This is a genomic window from Pseudomonas sp. UBA5568, assembly GCF_002425525.1.
In the GTDB taxonomy this organism is placed as follows: domain Bacteria; phylum Pseudomonadota; class Gammaproteobacteria; order Pseudomonadales; family Pseudomonadaceae; genus Aquipseudomonas; species Aquipseudomonas fulva.
This window is the reverse complement of the sequence record NZ_DIMK01000014.1, coordinates 17705-44090: the sequence shown is the minus strand read 5'-3', so window position 1 is coordinate 44090 and position 26386 is coordinate 17705. Positions and strand designations below refer to the sequence as shown.

Here is a 26386-nt window from a genome sequence, read left to right as displayed (position 1 = left end):
TGCTGAAATCAATTCAGTAGGGATACCTGTGCGCTCACTCTAAGATGACCCCCACTTTACAGGGACAGACTCAACGAGTGGACCTCAATACTCATGACGCATCAAGCCATTACCTACTCGCTCAAACGCACGCGATTTGACGAACATTATTGCCCGTGCGAAAACACGCGGCTGACCACCAACTTTGCCAACTTGGCAAGGGGTTCACTTCGCGAACAGAACCTTCGCCACACACTGAGCATGATCAATAATCGCTTCAACGCGCTGGCCCACTGGGACAACCCTGCCGGTGACCGCTACACCGTAGAGCTGGATATCGTATCGGTGTACATTCACTTTACAACCGAGGTCACGCATACGCCGCTGCCCTTGATCGAAATACTGTCCACTGCCGTCATTGATCATCACACCGGCCAGCGTTTGCCGGGCATAGCCGGCAACAACTTTTCGTCCTATGTGCGCGATTACGATTTCAGCATCGTGCTGCCCGCCTATAACGTCCACCGCCCGGACTTCAGTGCCCCTGCCGATTTTGGCGTGCTGCACGGTAAATTTTTCAAAGGGTTTGTGGGCTCATCGGTTTACCAGCAACACTTTATCAAGCCACCGGTCATTTGCCTGAGCGTGTCAAGTAGCAGAACCTATCAGCGCACGGGGCATGACCACCCCGTGTTGGGCCAAGAGTACCGGCAGGATGACTATTCATTGACCGATGCTTATTTCAAGCAAATGGGCTTGCGTGTTCGTTATTTCATGCCTGCAGGCAGCCGGGCGCCGCTGGCCTTGTACTGTTCGGGCGACTTGCTCAATGACTACACCTCATTGGAACTGATCAGCAGCTTGAGCACGATGGAAACCTTTCAGAAAATCTATCGTCCCGAAATTTATAACGCCAATGCAACGGCCGGCGCCACGTATCAGCCTAGCCTGCAACACGAAGACTACTCTTTGACGCGCATTGTTTACGACCGTGTAGAGCGCAGCCGTTTGGCCGTTGAACAAGGAACGTTCGCTGAGGCCCACTTCATCAAGCCTTACCACACGCTGCTCGAACAATGGTCTGCACACTTCGCAGGTTGATCGCCTCCTCGCACAAGGTCGAATTTCATGAACACATTGCTCCCCACCTCTACCGCTGGCAGCTTGCCCAAGCCGACCTGGCTGGCTCAGCCCGAAACCCTCTGGTCACCTTGGAAACTGCACGGCGATGCCTTGCTCGAAGGCAAGCAGGACGCACTGTGCCTGGCGCTGCACGAACAGTCGAGCGCCGGGATAGACATCGTCAGTGACGGCGAACAGACGCGTCAACATTTCGTGACCACGTTCATCGAGCACCTGAGCGGCGTGGACTTCGAGAACCGGCAGACTGTGCGCATCCGTGATCGCTACGACGCCAGCGTTCCGACAGTGGTAGGTACCGTGGCCAGGCGCAAGCCCGTGTTCGTCGACGATGCCAGGTTCTTGCGCGCGCAGACTCGACAGCCTATCAAGTGGGCGCTCCCAGGGCCCATGACCATGATCGACACGCTTTACGACAGCCACTACAAGAGCCGCGAAAAGCTCGCATGGGAGTTTGCCGTGCTGCTCAACCAGGAAGCCAGAGAGCTGGAAGCTGCAGGTGTCGACATCATCCAGTTCGACGAACCTGCCTTCAACGTGTTCTTCGATGAAGTGAACGACTGGGGCATCGCCACGCTCGAGCGGGCGTTGGAAGGCCTCAAATGCGAGACAGCAGTGCATATCTGCTACGGCTACGGGATCAAGGCCAACACTGACTGGAAGAAAACCCTGGGTGCCGAATGGCGCCAGTATGAAAAGGCGTTTCCCAAACTTCAGCAATCGAGTATCGACATCGTGTCGTTGGAATGCCAGAACTCACGCGTACCCATGGACCTTATCGAGTTGATCCGCGGCAAGAAAGTCATGGTCGGCGCAATCGATGTGGCCACGCACGCTATCGAAACACCCGAGGCCGTTGCCGATACGCTGCGCAAGGCGCTGGCATTCGTGGACGCCGACAAGCTCTACCCATGCACCAATTGCGGCATGGCGCCCCTGCCCCGCTCGGTTGCCCAAGGGAAATTGCGCGCACTGACAGCAGGCGCTGCAATCGTGCGGCAGGAATTGTCAGGTGCAGAGGGGCAATGAGCGCACGTCAGTTTGCATTCGACAGTCGTCCTCCGCGGCAAAACTGAACACACTGGCGCCACTGAATTGACCGTTCAGTGGCTAGCGGCGACCACCCGAATCAAGGGTTTGCGCCTTGGCGCCTGCCGCACCCTTTGCCATGGCCAAATCGATCAGCACATCTTCACGCATTGCCTGACGCACAGCCTGGCGAGCCGCTTTCACACGGCCCGCCAGGCCCTCTCACGTCGGCAGCGCTACCTTGCTGAACCGCTGCGCCAGAAACGGGGTGATGTCCAATGGCAATGCCTCCTCGTGGATCACCTTGTCCAGCATTACCCCCGTGATTGCCGAGGTCAGCACCCCGGTGCGGAAATGCCCGCAGGCGTTGAAATAACCCGGCATCTCATCCACGGGCCCGAGGATGGGTAGCTCATCGGGCGAGCCTGGCCGCAGGCCGGCCCAGGTACGCTTGAGGTTGACCTGTTCGAGTGCCGGGACGCAGCGTATGGCGCCCTGGACCAGGCTGCTGATCTCCGGGAAGGTCGTGGTGACATCGAAGCCTTTCTCCTCGGTGGTGCTCCCGATGAGAATCTCTCCATTGTCCTTTTGCGCCATGTAGCAGTCACTGGTGGTGATGCACCCATCAAGCAGCTTGGGTAGGCGCTCGGTCAATACGATCTGCCCTTTGACAGGTTTGACGGGGATGGACGTGCCCGTGGCCCACTCGCTCAGTTCGGCAGCCCAGGCGCCGGCCGCATTGATCAGGGTGTCGCAATGGAAGTCACCGGCCTGTTCGGTACGAACCCCTTTGATGCGTCCGCCCTGATGCAACACGCCGGTGACACGCGTGTTGAGATACAAATCGACGCCATTTTGCCGTGCACCTTCCATGTAGGCGTCCCCCAGGCGAAATGGGCTGAGCTGGTGGTCGCAGAGAAACTCCAGCGCACCGTGCGCGCTTTCGGTGACCGATGGCTCCGCCTTGCGAAGTGCCTGGCGGTCCAGCCAACGGATCTGTGACTGCAGGTGAGGGATGTGCTTGACGATGTGCTCGGCGTAAAGCTGATCCTCATCGTCCTGGATCACGTACTTGAGTCCAGTGCGCTCGAACTTGAAGTCCATCCCGTGGCGCTCGATCAGCTCCTGGTGCAGTTGCGGATAAAGCGCATTGGACTGCAACGCCAGATCGAAGAAACATTGCGGCAGGATGTGCGGGGTGCTCGAGTCCACGGCCACCGCCGCACCGTGAGCTTGGCGCTTGGCCTGGGAAGACAGCATGCGAAAGAAAATCACCCCGCAGCCCAGGCCCACCGATTCGCCGATGGCCCACAGCCCGCCTGCCGAAGCACGTGTGGCATTGCCGGGCCGCTTGTCGTCGATCAGGGCAATGCGCAGGTTGCCGCGCTTGGACAGCTGGTACGCGCAGGACGCGCCGATTACACCGGCACCGGCAATCACGATGTCATAGGTCTTGTTCATGTCAGGCCTCCGTGCCTGCGTGCTTGAATGCCGAAAACGGTACCGGGTCTACCGGGAATCGCGGCCGCAACCAGCCTACGTCAGCACGCCCCGTCGCGGCGCGCAGGCGATCGCTGCAATAGCCCACGCACATGCGTCCCTGGCAGTCCCCCATGCTCACCCGCGTGCGCATCTTCAGCCCGGCCATATCCTGAACCCCCTGCTCCAATGCCAGGTCGATGGCCTCGCGCGTCACCTGCTCACAGCGGCAAATCACCGTGTCAGCCTGTGGCAGCTCGACCTGTGCTGGCCCCCGCGCGGTATAGCGCTCGACGCCAGAGCGAAAACGCTTGATGCTTGCCAACTGGCCCAGGTAACGCTCGCGCCGTTCAATGGCCTGCGCAGCGTTCAGCACGCCACGCTGCTGCAGAATTGACACAGCCGCGATGCGTCCGGTCAGCATTGCTGCCTCCCCTCCGCGTATGCCGGCCATGTCGCCTGCCAGGTGAATATGCTCCAGGCTGCTTTGCTGCCATACGTTGCACTCGGCGCGCAGGTAGCCATCGGTGCTGTAACCATGGGCAAGCCCCAATTGCTGGCTAAGCTGCGTACGCGGGATGAAGCCGTAGCCTACCGCCAGCGTCTGCACCGACTCGCGACGCACATGGGTCATGTCCGCTTTCCAGGCATCGTCGTAGGGCGCCACGCTGACTTCGGTCAACTCACCTTCGCCCCGCGCCTCGACCACGCCCCAGCCATAGTGCATGGGAATGCCGTGCAGCTTCAGGTAGGCCAGCATGCTCAGGCCGTCGAGGAACAACTGGGGCTTGTTCATCAGCGCCAGGCTCTGGCGTGCGATACGGTTGAACGCACAGGCCTCGTACACCCCCGCCACCTTGGCACCGGCGGCGTGCAACTGACAGGCAACCAACGGCAGTAACGGGCCTGTGCCAGCGATCAGGGTCGTACCCAATGGCTTGACCACGTTACTTTTGATCTGCAACTGCAACCCGCCGAGCAGCATGACGCCCGGCAGGGTCCAGCCCGGGAACGGCACATTGCGCTCATGGCAACCGGCTGCCAGGATCAGTTGCTCGAAGGCCAGCGACTGCAACTGTTCCTGCTCGTCGAGTACTACCAGGCTATGGTCATCACCGCCTACGACACGGCTATTGAGCCGCAGGTCGATAGACTGCGCACGGGCGGCGAAGTCGGTGTGCAGTTTACCCAGAGCCTTGCTGTAGCGAGCGCCCAGGTAGCCCAGGTCGACACCTGCGCGCAGCGGACCACGATAGACCACCCCGCCGGGGCGCGATGCCTCGTCGATCAGCGTGCAGCGCACGCCCGCGTCCACCAACTCGATGGCGGCAGCCATCCCCGCCGAACCCCCTCCGACAATGACTGGATGCCCGCTCATACCCGCGCCTCCCCGACAATCGGATTGACTTGGGTTTCGACGCGCATGCCGGCCCGCACCAGCGTCTGACAGGCGCGCCGCTTGGGGCGTCCATCGATAGCGACCAGGCAGCAATGGCATACGCCCATGCCGCAGAAAGCGCCGCTGACCTGGCCATGGTCGTTGAGGGCGAGCTGACGCACGCCCACGGCGTTGAGCACACTTAGAACAGTTTCGCCCGGGGCGGCAGTCACGGCCGTGCCGTTGATGGACAGGGGGATTTGTTCAGCCGGGAGTGGCTGTATATCGAGGGTTCGTTCCATGAAATGTCGTCTGCCTTCCGTGATTGAAAGACAGACAGACTAAGGGAGGCGTCAGGCCAGAAAATTGACCTGAGACGGGGTTTTAAAGCTTTTTTACAGCCCTTTTTGAGCGCTGCAAGCAAGCCCTCTACCTGGTGAAGAACGTTTGTAAGCGAAGCCGCCTATTGCCGCTGCAATCAACGCTTCGCAGCCCCGACACTTCACATGCCGTCAGAGGAATCGCTCCACATCCCTGCCGAACACCTGCCGATAACCCTTGCAAAACGCCTCCCACTCGGCCGTTGCCCAGTCAGACCTGCGCTTGACCTGTCGTAGGTCGTGGCGGCTGGCTTTCATTGCGGTCAGCCGCTGCCTGGCTTTTTCGAAATCCAGCAACGCGATCTTGATGCCCGACTCGTCGAAGGCGACGAACACATGCTTCAAGTACAGGCAACCATGCTGCCAGCGGCCAAGGTTCAGCGTGGCCAGTGCACGCCCATACGCTTCAAGAATGTCGTGGTGTAGCTTGGGCTCGATGGTCTTGTCCAGGCCTTGGAGGTAAAAGTCTTCAAGCGATACATAACCGTCCAGCGCTGCCGTGACCATCACCGCACGCCACTCACCGTCCTGCTTGTGAACGTCGCTGTGCAGCAGCGATGGCGTAGCGACGCCCAGCGCGGCAGCGGCACGCAGCGCCTTGGCCTCACGGGCCACTGTCGGATAACCGAACGGGTGCACAAGGCTGCGGTAGATATGGCCGACCTGCTGCTTCTTGTAGAACGTGAAGCCGTCGAGCTCGACCTTCAATACACCGCTCTCACCGCCCCTGCGGATGTTCGGCGGCTCTACCCACACCCCAGGAGCACTCAGAATGGCCTGCACCGGCGGGTGAGAGGCCTCATGGCCAGACGCGCTAACGTGTTTCATTAAAACCTGCTGAATATTGAGCCACACTGCGGCAAGGGGCGAAATATATCAGCCAAATCTGAAAGAAAGCGATTATTGCGACACGGCGTTGATCGTTTTTTACAGGGATGAACAGACAAAACTGCGGGCGCAATCGCCATTGTCTGACAATCCTGCAACCGCCAAGCCCCCGTCGCGCCCGTTCGCCAGCGTCAAGCCGCTTCGCACTCAACCCCTGATGGTCCATAGTTGATCGATTCGCGTGGTGTAGGATTGGCTCATCATCTCCCGTTTCATGCCCCATTCCGGCGCGGCTGGCACGCTGGCTACACGGACCGTTCCCCTGCCCCAACGCTCATTGATGCTGTCCATTACTTCCATGAGACGATCGCAGGCCGCCGACTGCCTTGAGGCGAACAAGTCCCCCGAAAAATCACCCGGTTGACGCAGGTCCATCAGCAACACCTCCGCCTTGCTGTAACGAAGCCCCGGCCGGAAGATCCGCTCTACGGCATCGGTAGCCAGCTGGGTCATCAGCAACGTGTCGCAGGTCGGATAGGGAAGCTCCACCCATGCGCCTTGAGCATGGTGCACTTCGTTCGGGTTGAACATGCCCGTGCGGATGCTCACCCGCATGCGCTTGCACACCGATCCCTGGGCCCTGAGCTTTTCGGCGGCACGGCCGACGTACGTGGCCACTGCCTGCTTGATCGGCGCCAACTCGCTCAGGCGCGTGCCGAACATTCGGCTGCTGCAGATTTCCTGCTTGGGCGGTTCGACATCGTCCAGCTCCAGGCAAGGCGTGCCTGCCAGTTCCCTGGCCGTCTTTTCCACCACCACGTTGAAGCGTTGCCGTAACGTCCAGGCATCGGCGCGGGCCAAGTCCATCGCCGTTCGAATGCCCATGGCCTCCAGGTGCGCCGTCATCTTGCGCCCAATACCCCACACCTCCTTGACCGCAGTATTGCGTAGCACCCAATCCCGTTTTACCGGGTCGGTGATGTCCACAACGCCGCCAGTGTGGCTCTGCAGTCGCTTGGCAGTGTGGTTGGCCAGCTTGGCCAAGGTCTTGGTACGTGCGATACCTACACCGACAGGGATGCCGGTGCACTGGGCAATGCGCAAGCGCAGCCGGTGCCCGAACAACGTCAAGTCCTGGGTCATGCCCGTGAGCTCAGCGAAACATTCGTCGATGCTGTAGACCTCGGTGGCAGGCACCATCGCTTCGATCAGCGTCATCACCCGCTCGCTCATGTCGCCATACAGCGCGTAATTGCTACTGAATGCCACCACACCGTGCCGACGGAGTTTTTCCCGCGCCTGAAAATAAGGCTCGCCCATTTTCACGAATGGCTTGGCGTCATAGGACCGGGCAATGACACAACCGTCGTTGTTGCTCAGCACCACGATCGGCGTCTTCGCCAGATCAGGCCGAAATACGCGCTCACAGCTGGCGTAGAACGCGTTGCAGTCGATCAGCGCAAATATTGGCTCACTGCGCATGATCGCGGACGCTATAGCGCACCACGCCCCAAATGAGCAGATCATCACCCTCCATGACATAGCGCGGGGGGTAGGCTCGGTTCTCGGACTTCAAGATCACCACACCGTCACGTCGGTGCAGGCGCTTGCAAACGGGCTCACTGTTGATGGCCGCAATCACGATATCCCCGTGCTCGGCTTCGCGCCCCCGGTCCACCACCACGATATCGCCCGAATAGATGCCAGCGCCTTGCATGCTGTCACCCTCCACTTTCACCAGATACACATGCGGTGCGCGGATGTCGAATAACTCATCGAGGGATATGTAGCCCTCAAGATGATCCGCGGCAGGCGACGGAAAACCGGCCGGAACGTAATACGAATAAATTGGAAGTGGTTCAGAGCTGCCACGTGGCGCGCCCAGGAAGGTGATGGTCATGAGAGAAAGTCCAATGCAAACTGTATGCATATACAGTTAATCTGGCATCGGCGGACGGGTCAATCCTGAACGTGTGAATTTCTGACGGACGAGAGGTGAATACATGTGCGGACGCTACTCGATCTACGAGTCGATGGATCACTACTTGCGACAGCTGGCGCTGGACTTGGTCGTGATCAACGGCTACGACCATGAACCGGTTGATCGCTATAACGTGGCGCCTTCTACCCGCGTCGAAGTTATACGCCAGGCTGAGGCAGGTCTGCACGTAGACAAAGTGAAGTGGGGATGGTCGCCTCGCTGGGCCAAAGGCAAGCGACTCGACCCTATCAATGCCCGGGCCGAAACCGTAGCCACTGGCAAGTTTTTCAAGGGTCTGTGGCCACATGCAAGAGCGCTCGCCCCTGCCAATGGCTGGTTCGAATGGCTGCCAGATGCGCAAGATCCCAAGCGCAAACAACCCTACTACATCACCAGCGCCGATGGTGCACCGCTCTACTTTGCCGCGCTTGCCGAAGTTCACCAGAACCTTGAACCAGACGCGCACGATGGTTTCGTGATCATCACGGCCGCCGCTGATCAAGGCTTGATCGATATTCATGACCGAAAGCCCCTGGTGTTGGCGCCGCACCTTGCCAGGGAGTGGCTGGACCCCGCCACTTCAACGCAGCGCGCCGAGGCGATCGTGGCGACAGGCTGCCGTCCGGCCACTGACTTCCGCTGGTATCCGGTCGACAAGGCCGTTGGCAATGTTCGCAACCAGGGTGCGCAACTGATAATGCCGATTGCCGAACAGAGCAGGCAAGGTGATCTCGAATTCTGAAAAGGGCGTTATGCGTGGATGTGCCAGCCAAGACACTCAGCTGGCGTGATAGTCTGCGCACCCGCAGGCTGGCTAGCAGACAACTTGCACGCACCTTGAAATAGACAGACGAAGGATTCCGTCATGGACAGAAAACGCGCCCTCCTCCTCCCGCTTGTTGGGTTGATCACCCTGCTGGCAGGCTGCACCGAAGAGAAAGTGCCCGAGCCAACGGCAGACAATTGTGGCCCGCGACTGTACGGAAAAAACCTTGCCAGCTTGTCAAAGGATGCAAACCGCAATGTGTTCATCGCGAACTGCGAAAGTTTCCTGGCGGCGAAGAAAATGACGGAATGGAAGTTCGAGAAAAGCCCCAAGGGCAAGTACTGAGCGGCTGGCCGAGGTAATTGCCAATCCGATGATCTAGCCGCGGGGTCGTCAAACTTGCCGAGCAGGAACGCCGCCTTTACAGGCGGCGTTTTCAGGCAGACTCAGGGCGCTCAGTCCTTCGCGTACGAGCACGCCTTTAGCAGAAGCGGTGACTGCACTGGGTCATTTCTTGGAAAGGTGAGCCAAGGTTTACCAGCACGCGCCCCCGCCTTATCGGCCACCACCGATCATTCACGAGCCGGATCGAATTGTTTCTCACGGATGCACAGCAGCGGGATCATGCCGCAAAGGAAATAAGCAGCGCCAACGATCAGGAAACCGACACCGATCGAGCCCTGGCTGGCGAAGAAGCCAATGGCAGCCGGTGACACCGCAGCACCGATACGCCCGATATTATAGGCACCGCCAACCGCAGAGCCACGGAACTTGGCCTCGAAGCTTTCCGTCATGTACGTGGCGTTGACGCTGTAAGGCACGCCATAGAGGAAGCCGAAGACGATCAACAGCCACAGAATGTTTTCCGGCTGGTTGAACAGCACGATGATCGGCAGGAACAGCGCCGTCCCCAGGCAACCCGCGGCAAACACTTTGCGCCGCCCGAACTTGTCCGCCGCCATGCCGGCGATGACCTTGCCAAGGATCGAAGCGGTGTAGGTGCCGACCAGGAACGTGGTCATCTGCTTGAACGCCATGCCCAACTCGGTCTCCAGGTAGCTGGGCATCCAGTTGTTGACGCCATAGTTACCAAACTGCAAGAAGCCTGCAGTCAGCGACCAGAGAACGAACATCTTCGCGGCGTTGGGGTTGGCGAAGATCTGTTTGTACTTGCCGCCCTCCACACGCTCACGCGCCTTGCGCTCTGCACGATCGGCACTCTGCAAGCGGGTCCAAGTCGAAGGTTCCGGCACCATCTTGTGCATCAGCAGGGCAAGAATCACCGGCGTGACGCCCACGAAGAACAACGTGCGCCAGCCGTAGCTTGGCAGTATCCAGGCAGCGAGCAGCGTTGCAACGATATACCCGACCGACCAGCCCGCTTGCAGGCTGCCAAGAACGGTATTTCGGAACCGGGTAGGTACGTACTCGGCCATGAGTGTATTACATGCAACGTACACCGAACCAAGGCCTAGGGCCGAGACAAAGCGGATGATCGCAAACTGTACATAGTTCTCGGTAAAGCCCAATAGCCCCGTACCGAGGCTGAACAGCAGCACACTGAGCACCACGGTGCGCACCCGCCCAAGGCGGTCGGTTGCCCAGCCACCGTAAATGCCCCCAACAGCCATGCCGGCCAGGGTGCAGCTGCCGAGCATGCCTGCCTGCAGGCCAGTCAGGCCGAATTCCGTTTTGAGCGTGGCCAGGCTATAGGCCAGGATCATGACATCGGCGCCATCGATGACCATCGTCAGGAAGCAAAACACGAAGGCTGTGATCCAGGTCCGCTCGGTGGACGCGGCGATGANNGACCCCGGCGGGGTTAGGGTTGTGCATGTTTTATCCTTATTATGGCGGGTTACGACGTGCCTGTTCCGGCACTACACGGCGCTGCAGTAACAGCGCAGGCGGCGGGCACAGCCCACCGTCAAAGGCCGTCACAACCTGCGGTAAAAGCTATGTTCACGCAAACGAAAAAATATCGGGCCTGCATTCCCGGTAGGAATGGCCTGATTTGCAAGGTACAAGCCGCTGTGACTGCCGACTCAGCATGCCGTGGCACTGCCGGTGCACGTACCAGACGCCACGCATGCGAAAAAGTCAGGCAGCAATTCGGTTAATTCGTTTGCCAGGGCGGCGCGTCACCGTGATCAATGCAGGCCTCGAATTTTCCAGGAGGCTCACCATGGACCCGGTCCGTTTCATGCACCCCGACGCAATCCGTGCGCTTTTCAGTACCGCCCTGTCAGCGATGTACAAGCAGGAGGTACCGCTCTATGGCGATTTGTTGGACTTGGTCGCCGAAGTCAATGCCCAGACCCTGGCCGCTCAGCCTGCATCGGCAGAACGACTGCGTAGCAGCGGTGACGAGCAGCGCCTGAGCGTGGAACGCCATGGCGCGATCCGTGTTGGAACGGCCGAGGAGCTGCAAGGCTTGCGCCGACTGTTTGCAGTCATGGGCATGTCGCCAGTTGGCTACTACGACCTGAGCATCGCCGCCGTGCCAGTGCATGCCACCGCATTCCGACCTATCGAGGCAGCGTCGCTGCGCGCCAATCCGTTCAGGGTGTTCACCTCGCTGTTGCGGCTCGAATTGATCGAAGACCCACAACTGCGTGAACAGGCCTGCCAGTTGCTGAGCGAGCGGACCATTTTCACCCCTGGCGTAATGGCGCTCATCGACCGCCACGAATGTGACGGCGGACTTACCGATACGGACGCTCAAGCGTTCGTCCAGGAGGCGCTGGAAACCTTTCGCTGGCACCAGAGCGCGACGGTCAGTGTCCAGCAATACCGCGCCCTGCATGACCAGCATCGCCTGATCGCTGACGTGGTGGCGTTTCGTGGGCCGCACATCAACCACCTCACGCCCCGCACTCTCGACATCGACCGCGCTCAGGCCCAGATGCGTTCGCGCGGCATGACCCCCAAGGCAGTCATCGAAGGGCCACCGCCGCGCCAATGCCCAATCCTGTTGCGCCAGACAAGCTTCAAGGCCCTGCAGGAAGCGGTGACCTTTGCTGGTGGTGATGGGGCACCGGGGTATCACACGGCTCGTTTCGGAGAAATCGAGCAGCGCGGCGCGGCGCTGACACCTGCGGGCAAAGCACTTTATGACCGGCTGTTGAGCCAGGCCAGGCAAGCGCTGGGCGCAGCACCATCGGCGGACAATGCCGAGCAGTATGCGCACCTACTCAAAACGGCATTCAGCGCGTTTCCTGACGACTACGCCTCGCTGCGCACGCACAAGCTCGCTTACTTCAATTATTTCGTGAGGGATGCGGCTAAAGCGCGTGGGACGGATCTCGAAACGCTGATCGAACAAGGCGCGGTCGGTTTCGAGCCACTGGTGTATGAGGACTTCCTGCCTGTAAGCGCTGCTGGGATCTTTCAGTCCAACCTCGGCGACAACACCAAGGCCGACGCCATGACGCAAGGTAACCAGCAGCAGTTGGAGGCAGCATTGGGCGCTCGCGTGATCGACGAGACGACCCTGTACGCCCAGGCCCAGGCGCAATCCATCGCGTCCTGCTTGCGCGCGCTTGAAATCCAGGCAACCAGCGCATAGATTGGCCGACCGCCCAGCCGCCCAGGCCCAGGCGGCTCGTCCGGCCTGCCTGGCCATAGTCTTAGGTGATGCCTGCAAGCCATGCACAAGAAATTGCTTCCGTCCATGATGTCGCTGCAGTGCTTTGAGTCCACTGCCCGTCATGCCAGCTTCACCCTCGCTGCCCGTGAACTGAACCTGACGCAAAGCGCCGTCAGTAAGCAGGTCGCTCAACTTGAGCAAATGTTGCAGCGTCGGCTGTTCAATCGGTTGCGTGGCGGCTTGCAACTGACCGCCGTGGGCGAGCTGTACCTGAGCGAAGTTGGCAAGATCCTGAGCCAAACGGACATCTCGACGCGCTTCATCCTGACGTTCGATGGCCAGGCAGAAACCTTGAGAATCGCGACCCAACCGACATTCGGCTCGCGCTGGCTGATTCCTCGGCTGCCGGCATTCAGCGCAGCGTATCCGCACGTGCGGCTAAGCGTGCGCAACGAACTGGAGCCGTTCGACCTGTTACAGGCCAAGGCGGACGTTGCATTCTTCTATGGGCGTGGCACCTGGCCCGGCGCCCAATGCGTCGAGCTGTTTCGCGAAGACGTCGTGCCCGTGTGCGCCCCTGCCCTGCTGCTGCACCGGCCGCTGAAGGCTATCGATGACATTCACAGCCATACGCTCTTGCAGTGCGTTTCGCGACCCGAGGCGTGGCATGACTGGCTGGGTGCTCAGGCGATGACATCCAGAAACAGCTACAGAGGCCCGCAGTTCGACACCTTCGACCTGTGCATTCGCGCAGCGATCGCAGGGTTGGGTGTGGCCTTGGTACCCAGGTTCATGGTGACAGAAGAACTGCAGCGCGGCGCCTTGCTGATTCCGCTGCACTACTATGCACCCAGCCCGGATGCTCACTACGTGGCCTATGCGACCCAGAGCCACGATTCACCGAAGATCCGTAACTTCGTGGACTGGGTGTGCGAGCAGACGCCTTGAGCGGACCTGCGTCCGCGCCTCATGCACCTGCATAAGCGGGAGCTACCACTTGTCCGCCATGTAAAGCATGCCGCCACCCAGCGCGGTCAGGAACAGCCCGCCCAGCACGTCTGTCAGCAAGGCCTCGCCATGAATGTACGCTTCGATTTGAGTGGCAAGAAACAAGACGGCCAATACCAGAACCACGGCCGATACGCGGCGCTGAATCTTGAACCTGGATTTTTCGGGGCCGATCCACCACATGCGCATTTTCCTTGAGCGGGTTGAGTATTGAACCTTAGCTACATCACCAGCCGTTGACCAACGACCAGGTGTGAACGCTGCTGGCCAGTGTCTTGGCTCGGAAGGTAAACGCACTGCGCCAGCGTGGTATCACAAGGTCGTCATAAGGTAAGCCGCGAAGCCCTTGGCGACGCGCCAAGGCTTCAAGGCGGACAGGTGGTCGAACACTCGGCTGGAGTTGCCTGCCAGCCCTGCAAGCACAAGGTAAACAACCCACTTTCGCAGCGCCCTTGAGATTTTTCTTTTCATGACTCGAAACAAAGGGTGCGCCTCGGGAAAATCCTACCGCTTGAAGCGAAAAAGCCCAAGATCCAGTGCGCAGTTGATCCAAACCGCGCCAGCATTGACCAGCTCCCTTTATCTGCTGAGCACTGGAGAAAATCGCGGGCATTAAAAAAGCCCCGCAACCCAAAGGGCTGCGGGGCTTTCGAATGGTGGAGGCCGAGGTCGGAATCGAACCGGCGTAGACGGATTTGCAATCCGGAGCATAACCACTTTGCTACTCGGCCTCAAAGTCAGGATCTAGCGGCTTACGCCTCGCTATCTCCCCGAAACACCGCGCCTTTAAAGCGTGCTGCGTTTCGATGGGCGCCATTATGTCTACATTCACGTAACCGTGCAACCCCCTGAACGAAAAAAAATTTCAGCAGGTTCAAGGTGTTAGCGCAGACGGCCAAGTTTGCTCCACAACCCTACCAGCGTATTCTCCACGGTGCCGCTGGCCGCCATGCCAATGCGCTCCTGCAGGCTCTTGCGCTCTGCGAAGTGCAGGTGGAACAGGTTGGCACTGCGCGCGCGTTCGCTGAGGTATTCATCGCTGGTCTGCAACGTGTCCACCAGCTTGCGGTTCAGGGCTGCAATGCCCAGCCACACTTCACCGGTGGCCACTTCATCGATGTGCAGCTGGGGGCGGTAGCGGGCGACGAAGTCCTTGAACAGTTGATGCGTGACATCCAGGTCTTCCTGGAACTTTTCCCTGCCCTTTTCGGTGTTTTCACCCAGCACGGTAAGGGTGCGCTTGTATTCACCGGCAGTCAGCATCTCGACATCGATGTCGTGCTTCTTCAACAGGCGATTGATGTTGGGCAACTGTGCCACGACGCCGATGGAGCCGAGCACCGCAAAGGGTGCGCTGATGATCTTCTCGCCGATGCAGGCCATCATGTAGCCGCCGCTTGCAGCCACCTTGTCGATGCATACCGTCAAGGGGATGCCGGCCTGGCGAATGCGGGCCAGCTGGGAGGCAGCCAGGCCATAGCTGTGCACCAGCCCGCCCCCGCTTTCCAGACGCAGTACCACCTCGTCTTGAGGGGTGGCGAGGGTGAGCAGTGCGGTGATTTCGTTGCGCAGGCTTTCGGTTGCAGATGCCTTGATGTCGCCATCGAAATCGAGCACGAAGACCCTGGCTTTTTCGTCCGCCTTGACCTTGCGGGTTTTCTTCTCGGCCTTGGCCTGCTGCTTGCGTAACGCCTTGAGCTGAGCCTTGTCGAACAGGCCTGATTCCAGCCGCTCGCGCAGGTCCTTGTAGAACGCGTTCAAGCGGGTAACCTGCAGTTGCCCACCCGGTTTGCGCCGCCCTTTACCGCGCAAGCCGGCAATGGCCGACAGCACGATGAGAACAGCGATGACCAGGGTGGCGGTTTTGGCGAGAAAGCTTGCGTACTCGGCAAGAAACTCCACGGTGACTCCTTCGATAGCTGCGCCAGAAGGCGCGTGAATGGTACAAGCATACCGGTGCACCCCAGGCGCTGCCAGGGGATGTAAACGCTGGCAACACCTTTCAAACGACCTTTTCAAACGCTTGTATGTTTTTTCGTTGACAGCGCTGTGCACCGCACCCTAACCTCGGCAGCAACCTTCAACAGCGGAAGCGTTCGTGGGCAACCTCTACCTGATTCGACATGGCCAAGCCTCCTTCGGCGCACAGGACTACGACGTGCTGTCACCCGTTGGCGTGCGCCAGAGCCAGGCGCTAGGTGAGCACCTTGCCCAGCTAGGGATACGGCTGGAGCGGTGTGTGGCGGGCGATCTGCGCCGCCAGCAAGACACTGCCCGCCTGGCCCTTCAAGCGATGCAGGCCAGTGGCAACGCCGTGCCGGCTGTTGAGACCGACGCTGCATTCAATGAGTTCGACGCCGATGGGGTGATTCGCGCGCTGTTGCCTGGCTTGTCGATAGACGAGCCCAACGCGCCAGAAATCCTGAGCAACGTCACGCATCACCGCAGCGAATTTCAGCGCCTGTTCGCACTCATGGTGCAGCGCTGGCACGCAGGCACCCATGGCAGCGACGAACTGGAAACCTGGGAAGCGTTCACTGCCCGCGTGCGCGAAGGGCTGAACCGCGTGCTCGACAACGCAGGCAATGGCGACAACATTGCCATTTTCACCTCCGGTGGCACCATTGCCGCCTTGCTGCACCTGGTTTCAGGTATTACCCCGGATCAGGCATTTGCCTTGAACTGGCAGATAATCAACACGTCGCTGAGCCAATTGAAGTTCAAAGGCCGCGACGTGGCATTGGCTTCTTTCAACAGTCAAGCCCATGTGCAACTGTTGAGGACGCCGGCGCTCATCACCTATCGGTGAGCCCGGCCTGTTGTGTCCCTGCGGGGACGTGAAAATCACTCTATAAGGAATGCGCCATGACCTCCGTAGCTGATGCCGTCAAAAAGATGCAAGAGAAATTCAACCCATCCGCTGCCCAAGGCCTGGACCTGGTATTCGGCTTCAACATTACCGATGAAGACAAGCACTACGCCCTGATCGTCAAGGACGGCACCTGCCAACTGCAGGAAGGCGAGAACCCGGACGCCAACTGCACGTTGGTGATGGACAGCGAAACGCTCAAGGGCATCGTCAGCGGCGAAACCGACGGCATGCAGGCCTTCATGGGTGGCAAGCTGCGCGTGGAAGGCGACATGATGCTGTCGATGAAGCTCAGCGAACTGTTCCCGTCCTGAGCAGCATCCCTGGATGACCCTGAACCGAAGCCCACAAGGCTTCGGTTTTTTTTGGTCCGGCGTTTGTCGGCACGGCAAGCATCAAGGGCATTGATCGACCAGCAACACCCCGGCCAATGGCGACCTGGGACGCTTGTCCCAACCAAGCGCAAGCATTAGATTGCAAAATAGTCCGCGTGATCGAGAATAAGGAAAACCCATGACGCTCACCGACGAGTCTACGCAAGTACGTTCCGGCGAAGAGCTTGACCTGGCAGCCATCGACGGCTATCTCAAGGCGCACATTGACGGCCTGGCCGGCGCGCCCGCCGTCAGCCAGTTCCCGGGTGGCGCGTCCAACCTCACTTACCTGGTCAAATACACCGATCGAGAATTGGTCTTGCGCCGACCGCCGTTCGGGCAGAAAGCCAAGTCGGCGCACGACATGGGCCGTGAGTTTCGCATTCTCAACCAGCTCAACAATGGGTTCCCCTACTGTCCCAAGGCTTATGCGTACTGCACCGATACCCGCCTGATCGGCAGTGAGTTCTACGTCATGGAGCGCGTCAAAGGGATCATCCTGCGCTCGGACATTCCCGCGGCACTGAACCTTGACGCTGCACGCACAACGGCCTTGTGCAAAAGCTTCATCGACCGCTTGGTGGACTTGCACCGTGTGGACTACAACGCCTGCGGCTTGAGCGACCTGGGTAAGCCCGACGGTTACGTGCAGCGCCAGATAGAAGGATGGGCCAGCCGTTACGACAAGGCCATGACCCCCGACGCCCCGCGCTGGGAGCAGGTCAAGACCTGGTTGCGTGAGAAGATGCCTGCCGATCACGCCACACCTGCCATCGTGCATAACGACTATCGGTTCGACAATGTCATCCTGGATGCCGACAACCCGATGTGCATCATTGGCGTACTGGACTGGGAAATGGCCACGCTGGGCGATCCTTTGATGGACCTGGGCAACAGCCTGGCGTACTGGATTCAGGCAGACGACCCGGCGCCAGTACAACTGATGCGCCGCCAGCCGAGCAACGCTGCGGGCATGCTTACCCGGCGCCAGTTCGTGGACTATTACGCCGAGCGTGCAGGCATCGACCTGGACAACTTCGATTTCTACTACTGTTACGGCCTGTTCCGTCTGGCCGGCATCGTCCAGCAGATCTACTTCCGTTATTTTCACGGCCAGACCCAGGACAAGCGCTTCGCCCAGTTCATTCACATGAACCGGCTGCTGGAGCAGATGACCTTGCAGGTCATTGCCAAGTCGAGCCTCTGATCACCAACGCACCTTACGACCACAAGGGACCAGCAGCATGCCGCAGACCCACCTGTTCGACCTTCAGGGCAAGATCGCCTTTGTTTCCGGGGCCAGCCGAGGCATTGGCGAGGCGATTGCACATGTGCTGGCGCAGCAAGGCGCACATGTGATCGTCTCCAGTCGCAAACTCGAGGGCTGCCAACACGTGGCCGATGCCATCATCGCGGGCGGCGGCAAGGCCACGGCAGTGGCGTGCCACATCGGCGAGCTGGAGCAGATCCAGCAGGTATTCGCCGGCATACGCGAGCAGTTCGGGCGGCTGGACATCCTGGTGAACAATGCCGCGACCAACCCACAGTTCTGCAATGTGCTGGACACAGATCCAGCGGCGTTCCAGAAAACCGTGGATGTGAACATTCGCGGCTATTTCTTCATGTCGGTGGAAGCAGGCAAGCTGATGCGCGAACATGGCGCCGGCAGCATCATCAACGTGGCGTCGATCAATGGCGTATCGCCTGGCCTGTTCCAGGGCATCTACTCGGTGACCAAGGCGGCAGTGATCAACATGACCAAGGTGTTTGCCAAGGAGTGTGCGCAGTTCGGGATTCGCTGCAACGCCTTGTTGCCGGGCCTGACCGACACCAAGTTTGCATCGGCATTGGTCAAGAACGAGGCTATCCTCAATACCGCGCTACAGCAGATCCCGCTCAAGCGCGTGGCAGACCCCAAGGAAATGGCCGGGGCTGTGCTGTACCTGGCAAGCGACGCCTCCAGTTATACAACCGGGGCGGCGCTCAACGTCGACGGTGGCTACCTGTCCTGATCAGGTTTTGACGGCTGTCAGGGTATAACTCAGCGGCAGGCGAGCGGGTTGCTCGCGCAACCGCCACTCCCCGTCCGGGCCCTTGTCCATTTGCCCCGGCAGTGCCTCCCACGGCACGCTTTGGTGTTCTACCAGCGCTGTCAGCTGCAACCCGTTGGCCATCAACGCGGTGATCAGCTCGCCCAACCCGTGGTTCCACTCGTGGGTCTGGGTGTTGGCCAATCGCTGCGAGGTGGCCACATAGGTCTCGTCGCTCTGCCATACGGTTGGCTGCTCGCATTCGAAATACGGATAGTCGAGCTGCAGGCGGTCCTGATGGCCTTCATTGACCGCCCACAGCATGGGGTGCCCCTCGCGCAAGAAAAGCCGGCCACCGGGTTTGAGCAGGGCTGCCACGGTGTGTGCCCACGGCGCAATGCGCGGCAGCCAACACAGGGCGCCGATGCCGGTATAGACCAGATCGAACGTGCCTGCCGGTAACACCTGGGCTGCGGCGTACACATCGGCCTGATGGTAGTCGATGGGCGTAGCGCACAGGGTTGCCAGGCGCCGGGCCTGCGCCAGGGAGGCCGGGGAGAAGTCCAGGCCGCACACATCGGCGCCCAGCCGGGCAAGCGAAAGCGTGTCGGTGCCGATGTGACATTGCAGGTGCACCGCCCTTTGCCCCTCGATATTGCCCAGCATCGGCAGGTCGAACTGAACAGTCTGTGAAAGGTGCGCAGGGCGTTGGACGTACTGATCGAACTGGTAGTCCTGCGAGGCTGCGTGCAGCGGTGCGCGCTCGTCCCAATTGGCTTGGTTCAGCTGTGATGAAGGGTTCACGGCGACATCCTTGATGGGTAATGGGGCATGCTAGCGGCCGATGCCACACACCTGACAGCGTTCGGATGCTAAAAAGTGTAAAGCCCTGGCTCGCCCCTTGCCCGTCAAAGACAGGTTGCAGCCGCCGCCCGGCGCTGCAACGAGACGCCGTTGTCGTTCTGGGTGTAGTAATCGACACGCGCACCGCCGTCCTGCGGGTAGACATCGACGAACGTTTCGGCCTCGCGGGTATAGACGGTAAAGCCACCTTGCTTGCGCGGCTCCAGGTAGCCGCTGGCGTCCTGGCCGAACACACGCTCTTCCTGCCACCCGTACTGGATGCACTGGGCAACGCGTTCAGGCGCCTTGCGCGAATTCATGTGCGTAGTGGGTTGGCCGCTACGGGCCGCATCCATGGTCGCAGAAGCACAACCGACCAGCAGCACGGCTGCGGCCACGGGCAGAATCACACGCATGGTCCATCCTCGAAATCATTTAAGAAGGAGGCGACTCTAGCACTGGCATGCACGAGAGTGAATTGTGGCGCGACTTTCGCTGTCTTAGCACAAACACCACGCAACAAGGAAACCGCCATGAAACTGCACTACCTGCTCCTCGCTGCCCTGCCCTGCCTGCCCATGGTCGCCACTGCAGCGACGTCTACCGACGATAGCGTGCAGAATTCGGCCACCCACAACCGTGAACTGAAAGAAGGCGACAAAGCCCCGGATCAATACAAGCGCGACAATGAGGCCATCAAGGACTGGAAAGCCAAAGGCCTGCCGGCACCGGAGAAGGAAAGCCATTGGGTAAGCATGGGCGATCGTTACGTCCTCGTACAAACGACCAATGGCGTGGTCCTGGCCATCCGCACCAAATGATCCATTGCTCGGGCGGGTGCCAGGTACCTGACACCCGCCCGAGCACCCGCGTCGTTCCTCCCCGATAAACACTGCAATACATCAACACCTCGTTCACGCTCAGGTGGCACACTACCGGCTATCGTTCATGTGCCCTGTGTGAAGGAACACCTTTCCCGATGAATCTAGAGCTGACATGGGTGCTGGCCCTGCTTGCCATTGTCGTCGTGCTGTTCATCATCAACCGTCCACGCATGGATGTCGTGGCGCTGCTGGTGATCGTGGCATTGCCATTGTCGGGCGTGCTGACGATCGAACAGGCGCTCGCAGGTTTCAGCGACCCGAACGTCGTGCTGATCGCTGCGCTGTTCGTCATCGGTGAAGGGCTGGTGCGCACTGGTATCGCCTATCGCATCGGTGAGTGGATGAGCGAACGGGCGGGCAACAGCGAGGCCCGACTGTTGGTACTGCTGATGGTCGCGGTGGCCGGCCTGGGCTCGGTCATGAGCTCCACGGGAGTAGTGGCCATCTTCATACCGGTCGTGTTGAGTATTGCCGCGCGTTTGAAACTCTCGCCCAGCCGCCTGATGATGCCGCTGAGTTTTGCCGGCCTGATCAGTGGCATGCTCAGCCTGGTGGCGACCCCGCCCAACGTGGTGGTGCACAGCGAACTGGTACGCCATGGTGAACAAGGCTTCTCGTTCTTCAGCTTCACGCCCTTTGGCTTGGTGGTACTGGTGCTGGGTGTGGGCTACATGCTTCTGACCCGACACTGGCTCAATGGCGAGGTGCGCAAGGATGGACGTGTCGAAACCCGGCGGACCCTGCTGGACCTGGTTCTGGACTACAAACTCAATGGTCGTGAGCGTCGCTTGCGCATTCGCCCCCAATCACCGCTGATCGGCCATACCCTGGGCGAGCTGGAGCTGCGTACCCGCCACGGGGCCAATGTCATCGGCATCGAACGTCAACACAAGTTCACCACACGCGTCATTTCGCCTGATTCCAATACCGTGCTGCACCAGGGTGATGTACTGCTGCTGGATCTGTTTGCCAGCCGCGACGATTTGCGCAGCCTGTGCCAGACCATGCAACTGGAACCCTTGCACTTCAAGGCCGCCTACTTCATCGACCAATCGCAGGAGGTAGGCATGGCCGAGGTGTCCCTGCCACCGGGCTCGCAACTGATCGGCAAGAGCATCCTCGAGCTGGGCTTTCGCTCACGCTACGACCTCAACGTGGTGGGCTTGCGCCGGGAGCAGGCGGCCGTGCAAGACCAGTTGGTCGAAGAAAAGCTGCGCCTGGGCGACACCCTGCTGGTGGTCGGGCCGTGGAAGGCGGTACGCCAGCTACAAGGCAAACCGCGCGATTTTCTGGTGTTGAGCTTGCCGGCCGAGATCGACCTGGTGGCACCTGCTCGCCGGCGCGCGCCCCAGGCGTTGTTGAGCCTCGCGGTGATGGTTGGCCTGATGGTCAGCGGCGCGGTGCCCAATGTCATGGCAGCGTTCATTGGTTGCCTGTTGATGGGCGCAGGCCGTTGTATCGACATGAACAGCGCCTACCGTTCGATCCATTGGCAAAGCCTGATACTGATCGTAGGCATGTTGCCATTTGCCCAAGCCTTGCAGAAAACCGGTGGCATAGACTTGGCCGTCGGGGCGCTGGTGAATGTGCTGGGCGACGCCGGGCCCAGCGCCATGCTGGCCTGCCTGTTCGCGGTCACGGCAGTGATCGGGCTGTTTATCTCCAACACTGCAACCGCAGTGCTGATGGCACCGGTTGCCATCTCGACCGCAACGCAGCTGGGCATGTCGCCCTACCCCTTTGCGATGACAGTGGCGCTGGCGGCCTCGGCGGCCTTCATGACGCCGGTGTCTTCGCCGGTGAACACGCTGGTGCTTGGCCCTGGACAATACCGATTTGCGGACTTCGTGAAGATAGGGGTGCCGTTCACGCTATTGGTGATGGGGGTCACGGTGGTCATGGTGCCGTGGTTCTTCGGGCTGTGAAGTAGGCGGCATACGCAAAAGCTTCGAGCTGGGCAGATTGACATCAACTAGCCGGAACAACACACTGATGCGCAATTGCCCCAGGTGCGTTCAGCGGTCGTCCTGGATATCGTTTCCGCTTGCCGGTCGAGCCCATGGTTTTTCCAGCCCAATCGCGCTTGTTGCCCTACGCCGCACTGTTCAGCCTGACCTTCGCGCTTACCATTGGCGGCATTCTGGCTCGCCCGATCGAATCCCTGTCCTTGTTCTGGCCAGTCAATGCCGTACTGGCAGGCGTGTTGCTGCGCTATCCACGCCAGGCAACTGTGGCTGGCTTCGTGTTGATGTGGTTGGCCATGGTTGGCGCGGACCTGCTCTGTGCGAGTGCCCTGGGGCCGGCGCTGTGGTTCAACCTGTGCAACATGGGCGTCGTGGTCACCGTTTGGCAATTGCTATCGCGCTTGCCGCGCCTGCATCGGCGCATGCGCACGCCCCACGGGGTGCTGAGTGTGTTTGGCGCATGTGCAGCCGGGGCCTCGGTGGCTGCGAGCCTGGCCTCGGTGATGGCTGCCCCCTGGTTCGAACAGTCCCTGCGCAGCACGTGGCTGGCGTGGTTCAGCGAGCAGTTTTCCACCGCAGTACTGGTGCTGCCGGTGATGCTCACCGCACCGGCCGCGCGTACCTTGCTGCGTGGTGGGAGCCAAAGGATTCGCCTTGCGCCCCTGATGGTCATGCTGGTGTCGCTGGCGTTCAGCATCGCGTTCGGCGGCCCCGGCGCCATCGCGTTTCCGATCGCAGCCCTTTTGTGGTGTGCTTGGACGTACTCGCCCTTCCTGGTTTCGTTGTTGACGCTGACAGCCGGTAGCACGTTGATCGTTGCCGTTGCCCAGAGCCTCATGCACTTCAGCGTGCCGCAGAGCGAGTCGGGTGTAACGGCGCTGATGTCGGCGCGCCTGGGCATCGCCATGCTGGTACTGGGGCCGCTGGTAGTGGCCTGCGTGACCCAGGCCAATCGCAGCCTGCTTGCGCGTTTGGCGCACCAGGCCACCACCGACCACCTTACGGGCACTTTGAGCCGCAGCGCTTTTACTCGACGTGCAAACGCGCTGCTGGAGAGTCGTCAGCATCAGCAATTCCTGCCACTGACGCTGATGATGCTGGATATCGATCACTTCAAGTCCATCAACGATGCCCACGGGCACGCCGTTGGCGACCAGGTGCTGCGCCAGTTCGCCGATGCGTTGCAGGAACAGCTGCACAGCGGCGAAGTATTCGCGCGCATGGGTGGCGAGGAGTTCGTGATCATCGTGCCAGGGCTTGCACCGGACAGGGCGCAATTTACGGCCGAGCGCCTGCGCCGTGCCGTTCAGGACCTTCAGGTGGAGCAAGCCGGCCAGCGCTTGCAGATCACCGTCAGTATCGGTCTGGCAGGCTGCGACGAAGGCATGCCGACGCCAGACCTGACCACACTACTGGCCAGCGCCGACAAGGCGCTTTACCTGGCCAAGGCGAAGGGACGCAATCGCGTGGAGCAAGCTGAGCCGCAGCGTCGAGCCATCTGAGGCTTCTGCTGCGCGCTCACTGAAGTCAAGCAGCTTCACCCGGCAACTCGAGATCATCGCCGGTCCATCAAGCCAGTTGATAAGGCGGTTTGGGCAAAGAGAATGTGTGACGGCTCCGCTCGATTAGGCAGTCCAAAAGCCAGACGAAATGTTGCTCAATTTCTGCTCAATTTAACGGAGCCCGCCGGGGGCTTGGGTTACAGCACGTTATCCACAGACCTACCCACTTTTTCTGTGGACAGATTTCCCAGCCTGGAGAACGACTTATCCCACTTCGACCATTGAACAGATGCGCCGGACAGATCGGCGGCTGTGCTAACGCCGAGCCTGAAGACTGACTGGGGATAGCGCTGGAATGCGGCGCAAACGACAAGCCCGCCTGGGCACTGGAAACCCGGCGGGCTGAAAAGGGAAATGGTCATGCCATCAACTGGGAGGAATGGTCCCCAGCAGCCCGATCATGATGGTCAACAGCAGGAAACCACCCAGGAACAGCGCCAGCTTGCTCATTGAAACCTCGACAGTGTGATACGGAATGACGTTATTTTCCGTTCTTCACTGATATGGTTACAGATTCAGGTTTGTAGAAAAAAAGCAGATCAGATCAGGAATGGGCGCCCCACGTAGCCGTCCACCGTAGCGCGGGGTCGTTTACCTTCACATCAGTTGCTGGAGCTTGCCGACAGGTAACCACCCCAGCTCCCCATCACCATGACGACGACACCATAGCCAGCCGTTGAGCAGGCGCAACCGCTCAACCAACTGGCCTGGTTCCACATCCAGCTCGTGGGCGCAATAGTGATCCAACGCCCTACCCTGATTGAAGTCCAGGCGCTCGATAAGCTGCTCCGGCACCCAGCCTGGCTCCTGGCCCGTGCAACTGCACAGGTACCAGTCCTGCATGCCCGGCTCACTCTCAAAACGCGGCCCCACTTCCAGCAGCGTGCCTTGAGCGAAACGCAGAGGGCGTCGGTAGGCACTGCGATGCCGCTCGATCACGATGAAATGCACAGGCCTCTCCTTGGCCGGAAACCTTCGAGCCTAGCAGAAGCTGCAGAAGTTGCTGCCTCGCAGCCTCTTTGTAGGAATATGTATCCCGCGATGTAGGAGGTTTCCTTAGACTTCGTTCTCGCTGTATGAAAGATCAGTTTATGAGGTGGAACTGACCTGTTACGGTCAGCCTTTCCTACAACAGCAAGGACGCTATCGTTAAGAGAACTCTATGGACGACTACAATGAGCCGGCGTTGAGACTTCAAAAAACCCTGTTGAACCTGCGCCGCGAGCGAGACAAGCTCAAAGGCGAAGGCAAGTACGATGAGGCCAGCGCATTGGCGGTATCGATAGCGCGAATCGAAACCACGCTGGCACAACTGCCGGCGGCGTTTAAGCCTGACACACTGCAATAGCCCCAGCGGCCTCGGCCCTTACGAGGGGCGGGGCTGCCTGTTTCCAAGGCTCACAGCTGACATTCGATACTCGCGCGCCTTCAAACAGGCCTATGTTGACGAACGATTCAAAGACCTGCGGCCGATCCAATCAGCATTTTCTTGATCCAGATCAATACGAAATAAATTGTTACCTAAATAACCCTGCACAATGACCATAAGAACAGGCTCGCGGTGTGCTGAAAACCATGGCAATTGAGCGATCCAACGGCGAACTACGCCGTTCGTAAACTGCTTATGTTTATTCTTAAAGTTTATTGCTCAAGGTGCCGATAGCTGTTTCAACGAGAGGGCTGCAGCCTTATTACCACGGTCACCCTGCTGGACTTGCTTAGCCTAGCAAGCATTGCTACACCAAGGAGCTACACATGTATTTTCGGAACTTGAAAATTGGCACACGCGCGGCTGTCATCTTTACGCTGGTCGCCCTCCTCGTACTGATCCTGGGGCTGGCATCGTTGTACCGCATGCACACGATGGACAAGGCCACTGACGAAGTGCGCACCGAATGGTTACCGTCAATCATGCTGCTGGACGAGGTCAGCATGAACCTGGGCCGCGCCCGAGCACTGACCTTGCGCAGCGTTCTGGAAGAAAGCCCCAGCGCCAGGGCCGCGACACTGGACAAGATCGCGGACATCTCCAAGCACTACCAGGAACAAATCAAAACGTACAAGGCAACAGCGACAGAAGAACGAGACCGGGCCCTGTACGACGCATTTCTGGCCAGAAGCGAGACCTACCATAGGTTGCAGGACGCAATTCTTGACGCTGTACGCAGGAACGACATTGCAGAAGCGACCCGCCTGGTCAACGGTGAACTGGCCAACTATGCCGACGCAATGATGAAGTCGCTGATCGAGCTGACCCAGTACAATTCCAACGGCGCAACCAACGCCTCCCAGATCAGTACGGA

Annotated in this window: 26 protein-coding genes, 1 tRNA gene and 1 pseudogene; 15 read left to right on the top strand and 13 right to left on the bottom strand. The window is 59.7% G+C overall.

What is annotated here, in order from left to right:
- Positions 1-93: 93 nt before the first annotated feature.
- Both B2S33_RS04015 and B2S33_RS04010 read left to right on the top strand, forming a co-directional pair.
- Positions 94-1080, top strand: a complete 987-nt coding sequence (locus tag B2S33_RS04015; protein ID WP_288649899.1) for a DUF1852 domain-containing protein — start codon at positions 94-96, stop codon at positions 1078-1080.
- A gap of 27 nt (positions 1081-1107) precedes the next feature.
- Positions 1108-2148 (top strand): methionine synthase, encoded by a 1041-nt coding sequence (locus B2S33_RS04010; RefSeq protein WP_027916125.1) that lies wholly within the window; start codon positions 1108-1110, stop codon positions 2146-2148.
- A gap of 222 nt (positions 2149-2370) precedes the next feature.
- On the opposite strand, the gene hcnC is transcribed toward B2S33_RS04010, so the two are convergent.
- The 6 genes from hcnC to B2S33_RS03980 all read right to left on the bottom strand — a co-directional run bounded on the left by hcnC (position 2371) and on the right by B2S33_RS03980 (position 8113).
- Positions 2371-3609, bottom strand: a complete 1239-nt coding sequence (gene hcnC / locus B2S33_RS04005) for a cyanide-forming glycine dehydrogenase subunit HcnC (RefSeq protein WP_288649896.1) — start codon at positions 3607-3609, stop codon at positions 2371-2373.
- A gap of 1 nt (position 3610) precedes the next feature.
- A complete protein-coding gene (gene hcnB / locus B2S33_RS04000) occupies positions 3611-5005 on the bottom strand; it encodes a cyanide-forming glycine dehydrogenase subunit HcnB (protein ID WP_028686448.1) in 1395 nt (464 codons plus the stop codon).
- Positions 5002-5307, bottom strand: coding sequence for a cyanide-forming glycine dehydrogenase subunit HcnA (gene hcnA / locus B2S33_RS03995; RefSeq protein WP_033695161.1), 306 nt, complete (start codon positions 5305-5307; stop codon positions 5002-5004). The genes hcnB and hcnA overlap by 4 nt, the downstream gene beginning before the upstream one ends.
- A 210-nt stretch (positions 5308-5517) precedes the next feature.
- Positions 5518-6213, bottom strand: coding sequence for a lipopolysaccharide kinase InaA family protein (locus B2S33_RS03990; protein ID WP_088523175.1), 696 nt, complete (start codon positions 6211-6213; stop codon positions 5518-5520).
- 207 nt (positions 6214-6420) lie between these two features.
- Positions 6421-7695 carry a translesion error-prone DNA polymerase V subunit UmuC gene (gene umuC, locus B2S33_RS03985; RefSeq protein ID WP_088523174.1) on the bottom strand — a complete coding sequence of 425 codons (1275 nt, stop codon included), beginning with the start codon at positions 7693-7695 and terminating at the stop codon, positions 6421-6423.
- Positions 7685-8113, bottom strand: a complete 429-nt coding sequence (locus B2S33_RS03980) for a LexA family protein (protein ID WP_027916131.1) — start codon at positions 8111-8113, stop codon at positions 7685-7687. The genes umuC and B2S33_RS03980 overlap by 11 nt, the downstream gene beginning before the upstream one ends.
- Before the next feature lie 103 nt (positions 8114-8216).
- On the opposite strand from B2S33_RS03980, the gene B2S33_RS03975 reads away from it, so the two are divergent.
- Together B2S33_RS03975 and trbK are read left to right on the top strand one after the other, a co-directional pair.
- Positions 8217-8936 carry an SOS response-associated peptidase family protein gene (locus B2S33_RS03975; RefSeq protein WP_027916132.1) on the top strand — a complete coding sequence of 240 codons (720 nt, stop codon included), beginning with the start codon at positions 8217-8219 and terminating at the stop codon, positions 8934-8936.
- Positions 8937-9059: 123 nt separating this feature from the next.
- Positions 9060-9305 (top strand): entry exclusion lipoprotein TrbK, encoded by a 246-nt coding sequence (gene trbK / locus B2S33_RS03970; RefSeq protein WP_288649894.1) that lies wholly within the window; start codon positions 9060-9062, stop codon positions 9303-9305.
- A gap of 227 nt (positions 9306-9532) precedes the next feature.
- Here trbK and B2S33_RS03965 read toward each other — a convergent pair whose 3' ends face one another.
- Positions 9533-10708, bottom strand: a complete 1176-nt coding sequence (locus B2S33_RS03965; protein ID WP_414707693.1) for an MFS transporter — start codon at positions 10706-10708, stop codon at positions 9533-9535.
- A 437-nt stretch (positions 10709-11145) separates the two neighbouring features.
- Between B2S33_RS03965 and hglS the strand changes: the two genes are divergently transcribed.
- The gene (gene hglS, locus B2S33_RS03960; RefSeq protein ID WP_288649889.1) at positions 11146-12528 is read left to right on the top strand and encodes a 2-oxoadipate dioxygenase/decarboxylase HglS; all 1383 of its coding nucleotides are present in this window, start codon (positions 11146-11148) and stop codon (positions 12526-12528) included.
- An 81-nt stretch (positions 12529-12609) separates the two neighbouring features.
- Positions 12610-13497: a LysR family transcriptional regulator gene (locus B2S33_RS03955; protein ID WP_049695785.1), complete on the top strand. Its 888-nt coding sequence runs from the start codon at positions 12610-12612 to the stop codon at positions 13495-13497.
- Between the two features lie 42 nt (positions 13498-13539).
- Here the strand turns inward: B2S33_RS03955 and B2S33_RS03950 are convergent, their stop codons facing one another.
- The 3 genes from B2S33_RS03950 to sohB all read right to left on the bottom strand — a co-directional run bounded on the left by B2S33_RS03950 (position 13540) and on the right by sohB (position 15459).
- On the bottom strand, positions 13540-13740 hold the full coding sequence (locus B2S33_RS03950) for a hypothetical protein (RefSeq protein ID WP_288649886.1): 201 nt from the start codon (positions 13738-13740) through the stop codon (positions 13540-13542).
- Positions 13741-14214: 474 nt separating this feature from the next.
- Positions 14215-14288, bottom strand: a tRNA-Cys gene (locus tag B2S33_RS03945).
- 151 nt (positions 14289-14439) lie between these two features.
- Entirely contained in the window at positions 14440-15459 is a 1020-nt protein-coding gene (sohB, locus tag B2S33_RS03940; protein WP_027916138.1) for a protease SohB, read from the bottom strand.
- A gap of 196 nt (positions 15460-15655) precedes the next feature.
- Here sohB and B2S33_RS03935 point away from each other — a divergent pair, with 196 nt between their 5' ends.
- The 4 genes from B2S33_RS03935 to B2S33_RS03920 all read left to right on the top strand — a co-directional run bounded on the left by B2S33_RS03935 (position 15656) and on the right by B2S33_RS03920 (position 18812).
- A complete protein-coding gene (locus tag B2S33_RS03935; RefSeq protein WP_027916139.1) occupies positions 15656-16366 on the top strand; it encodes a histidine phosphatase family protein in 711 nt (236 codons plus the stop codon).
- A 56-nt stretch (positions 16367-16422) separates the two neighbouring features.
- Entirely contained in the window at positions 16423-16740 is a 318-nt protein-coding gene (locus tag B2S33_RS03930) for an SCP2 sterol-binding domain-containing protein (protein WP_027916140.1), read from the top strand.
- A 199-nt stretch (positions 16741-16939) separates the two neighbouring features.
- Positions 16940-18007, top strand: coding sequence for a phosphotransferase family protein (locus B2S33_RS03925; protein ID WP_027916141.1), 1068 nt, complete (start codon positions 16940-16942; stop codon positions 18005-18007).
- A gap of 37 nt (positions 18008-18044) precedes the next feature.
- Positions 18045-18812, top strand: a complete 768-nt coding sequence (locus B2S33_RS03920; protein ID WP_059183849.1) for an SDR family oxidoreductase — start codon at positions 18045-18047, stop codon at positions 18810-18812.
- Here B2S33_RS03920 and B2S33_RS03915 read toward each other — a convergent pair whose 3' ends face one another.
- Together B2S33_RS03915 and B2S33_RS03910 are read right to left on the bottom strand one after the other, a co-directional pair.
- A complete protein-coding gene (locus tag B2S33_RS03915) occupies positions 18813-19634 on the bottom strand; it encodes a class I SAM-dependent methyltransferase (RefSeq protein ID WP_027916143.1) in 822 nt (273 codons plus the stop codon).
- 104 nt (positions 19635-19738) lie between these two features.
- Positions 19739-20089, bottom strand: coding sequence for a hypothetical protein (locus tag B2S33_RS03910; RefSeq protein WP_023535507.1), 351 nt, complete (start codon positions 20087-20089; stop codon positions 19739-19741).
- Between the two features lie 117 nt (positions 20090-20206).
- Here B2S33_RS03910 and B2S33_RS03905 point away from each other — a divergent pair, with 117 nt between their 5' ends.
- From B2S33_RS03905 to B2S33_RS03895, 3 genes are all read left to right on the top strand, one after another.
- Complete coding sequence (locus B2S33_RS03905; protein WP_027916144.1) at positions 20207-20494, top strand: RcnB family protein; 288 nt, start codon at positions 20207-20209, stop codon at positions 20492-20494.
- A gap of 158 nt (positions 20495-20652) precedes the next feature.
- Positions 20653-22482, top strand: coding sequence for an SLC13 family permease (locus B2S33_RS03900; protein WP_049695783.1), 1830 nt, complete (start codon positions 20653-20655; stop codon positions 22480-22482).
- 119 nt (positions 22483-22601) lie between these two features.
- The gene (locus B2S33_RS03895; RefSeq protein ID WP_027916146.1) at positions 22602-24023 is read left to right on the top strand and encodes a GGDEF domain-containing protein; all 1422 of its coding nucleotides are present in this window, start codon (positions 22602-22604) and stop codon (positions 24021-24023) included.
- A 657-nt stretch (positions 24024-24680) separates the two neighbouring features.
- On the opposite strand, the gene B2S33_RS03890 is transcribed toward B2S33_RS03895, so the two are convergent.
- Positions 24681-25034, bottom strand: a complete 354-nt coding sequence (locus tag B2S33_RS03890; protein WP_027916147.1) for an SH3 domain-containing protein — start codon at positions 25032-25034, stop codon at positions 24681-24683.
- A gap of 211 nt (positions 25035-25245) precedes the next feature.
- On the opposite strand from B2S33_RS03890, the gene B2S33_RS03885 reads away from it, so the two are divergent.
- Together B2S33_RS03885 and B2S33_RS21540 are read left to right on the top strand one after the other, a co-directional pair.
- Entirely contained in the window at positions 25246-25431 is a 186-nt protein-coding gene (locus tag B2S33_RS03885; RefSeq protein ID WP_027916148.1) for a hypothetical protein, read from the top strand.
- 407 nt (positions 25432-25838) lie between these two features.
- Positions 25839-26369: pseudogene (locus B2S33_RS21540) on the top strand (MCP four helix bundle domain-containing protein); the annotation flags it as partial.
- Between the last annotated feature and the right edge of the window lie 17 nt (positions 26370-26386).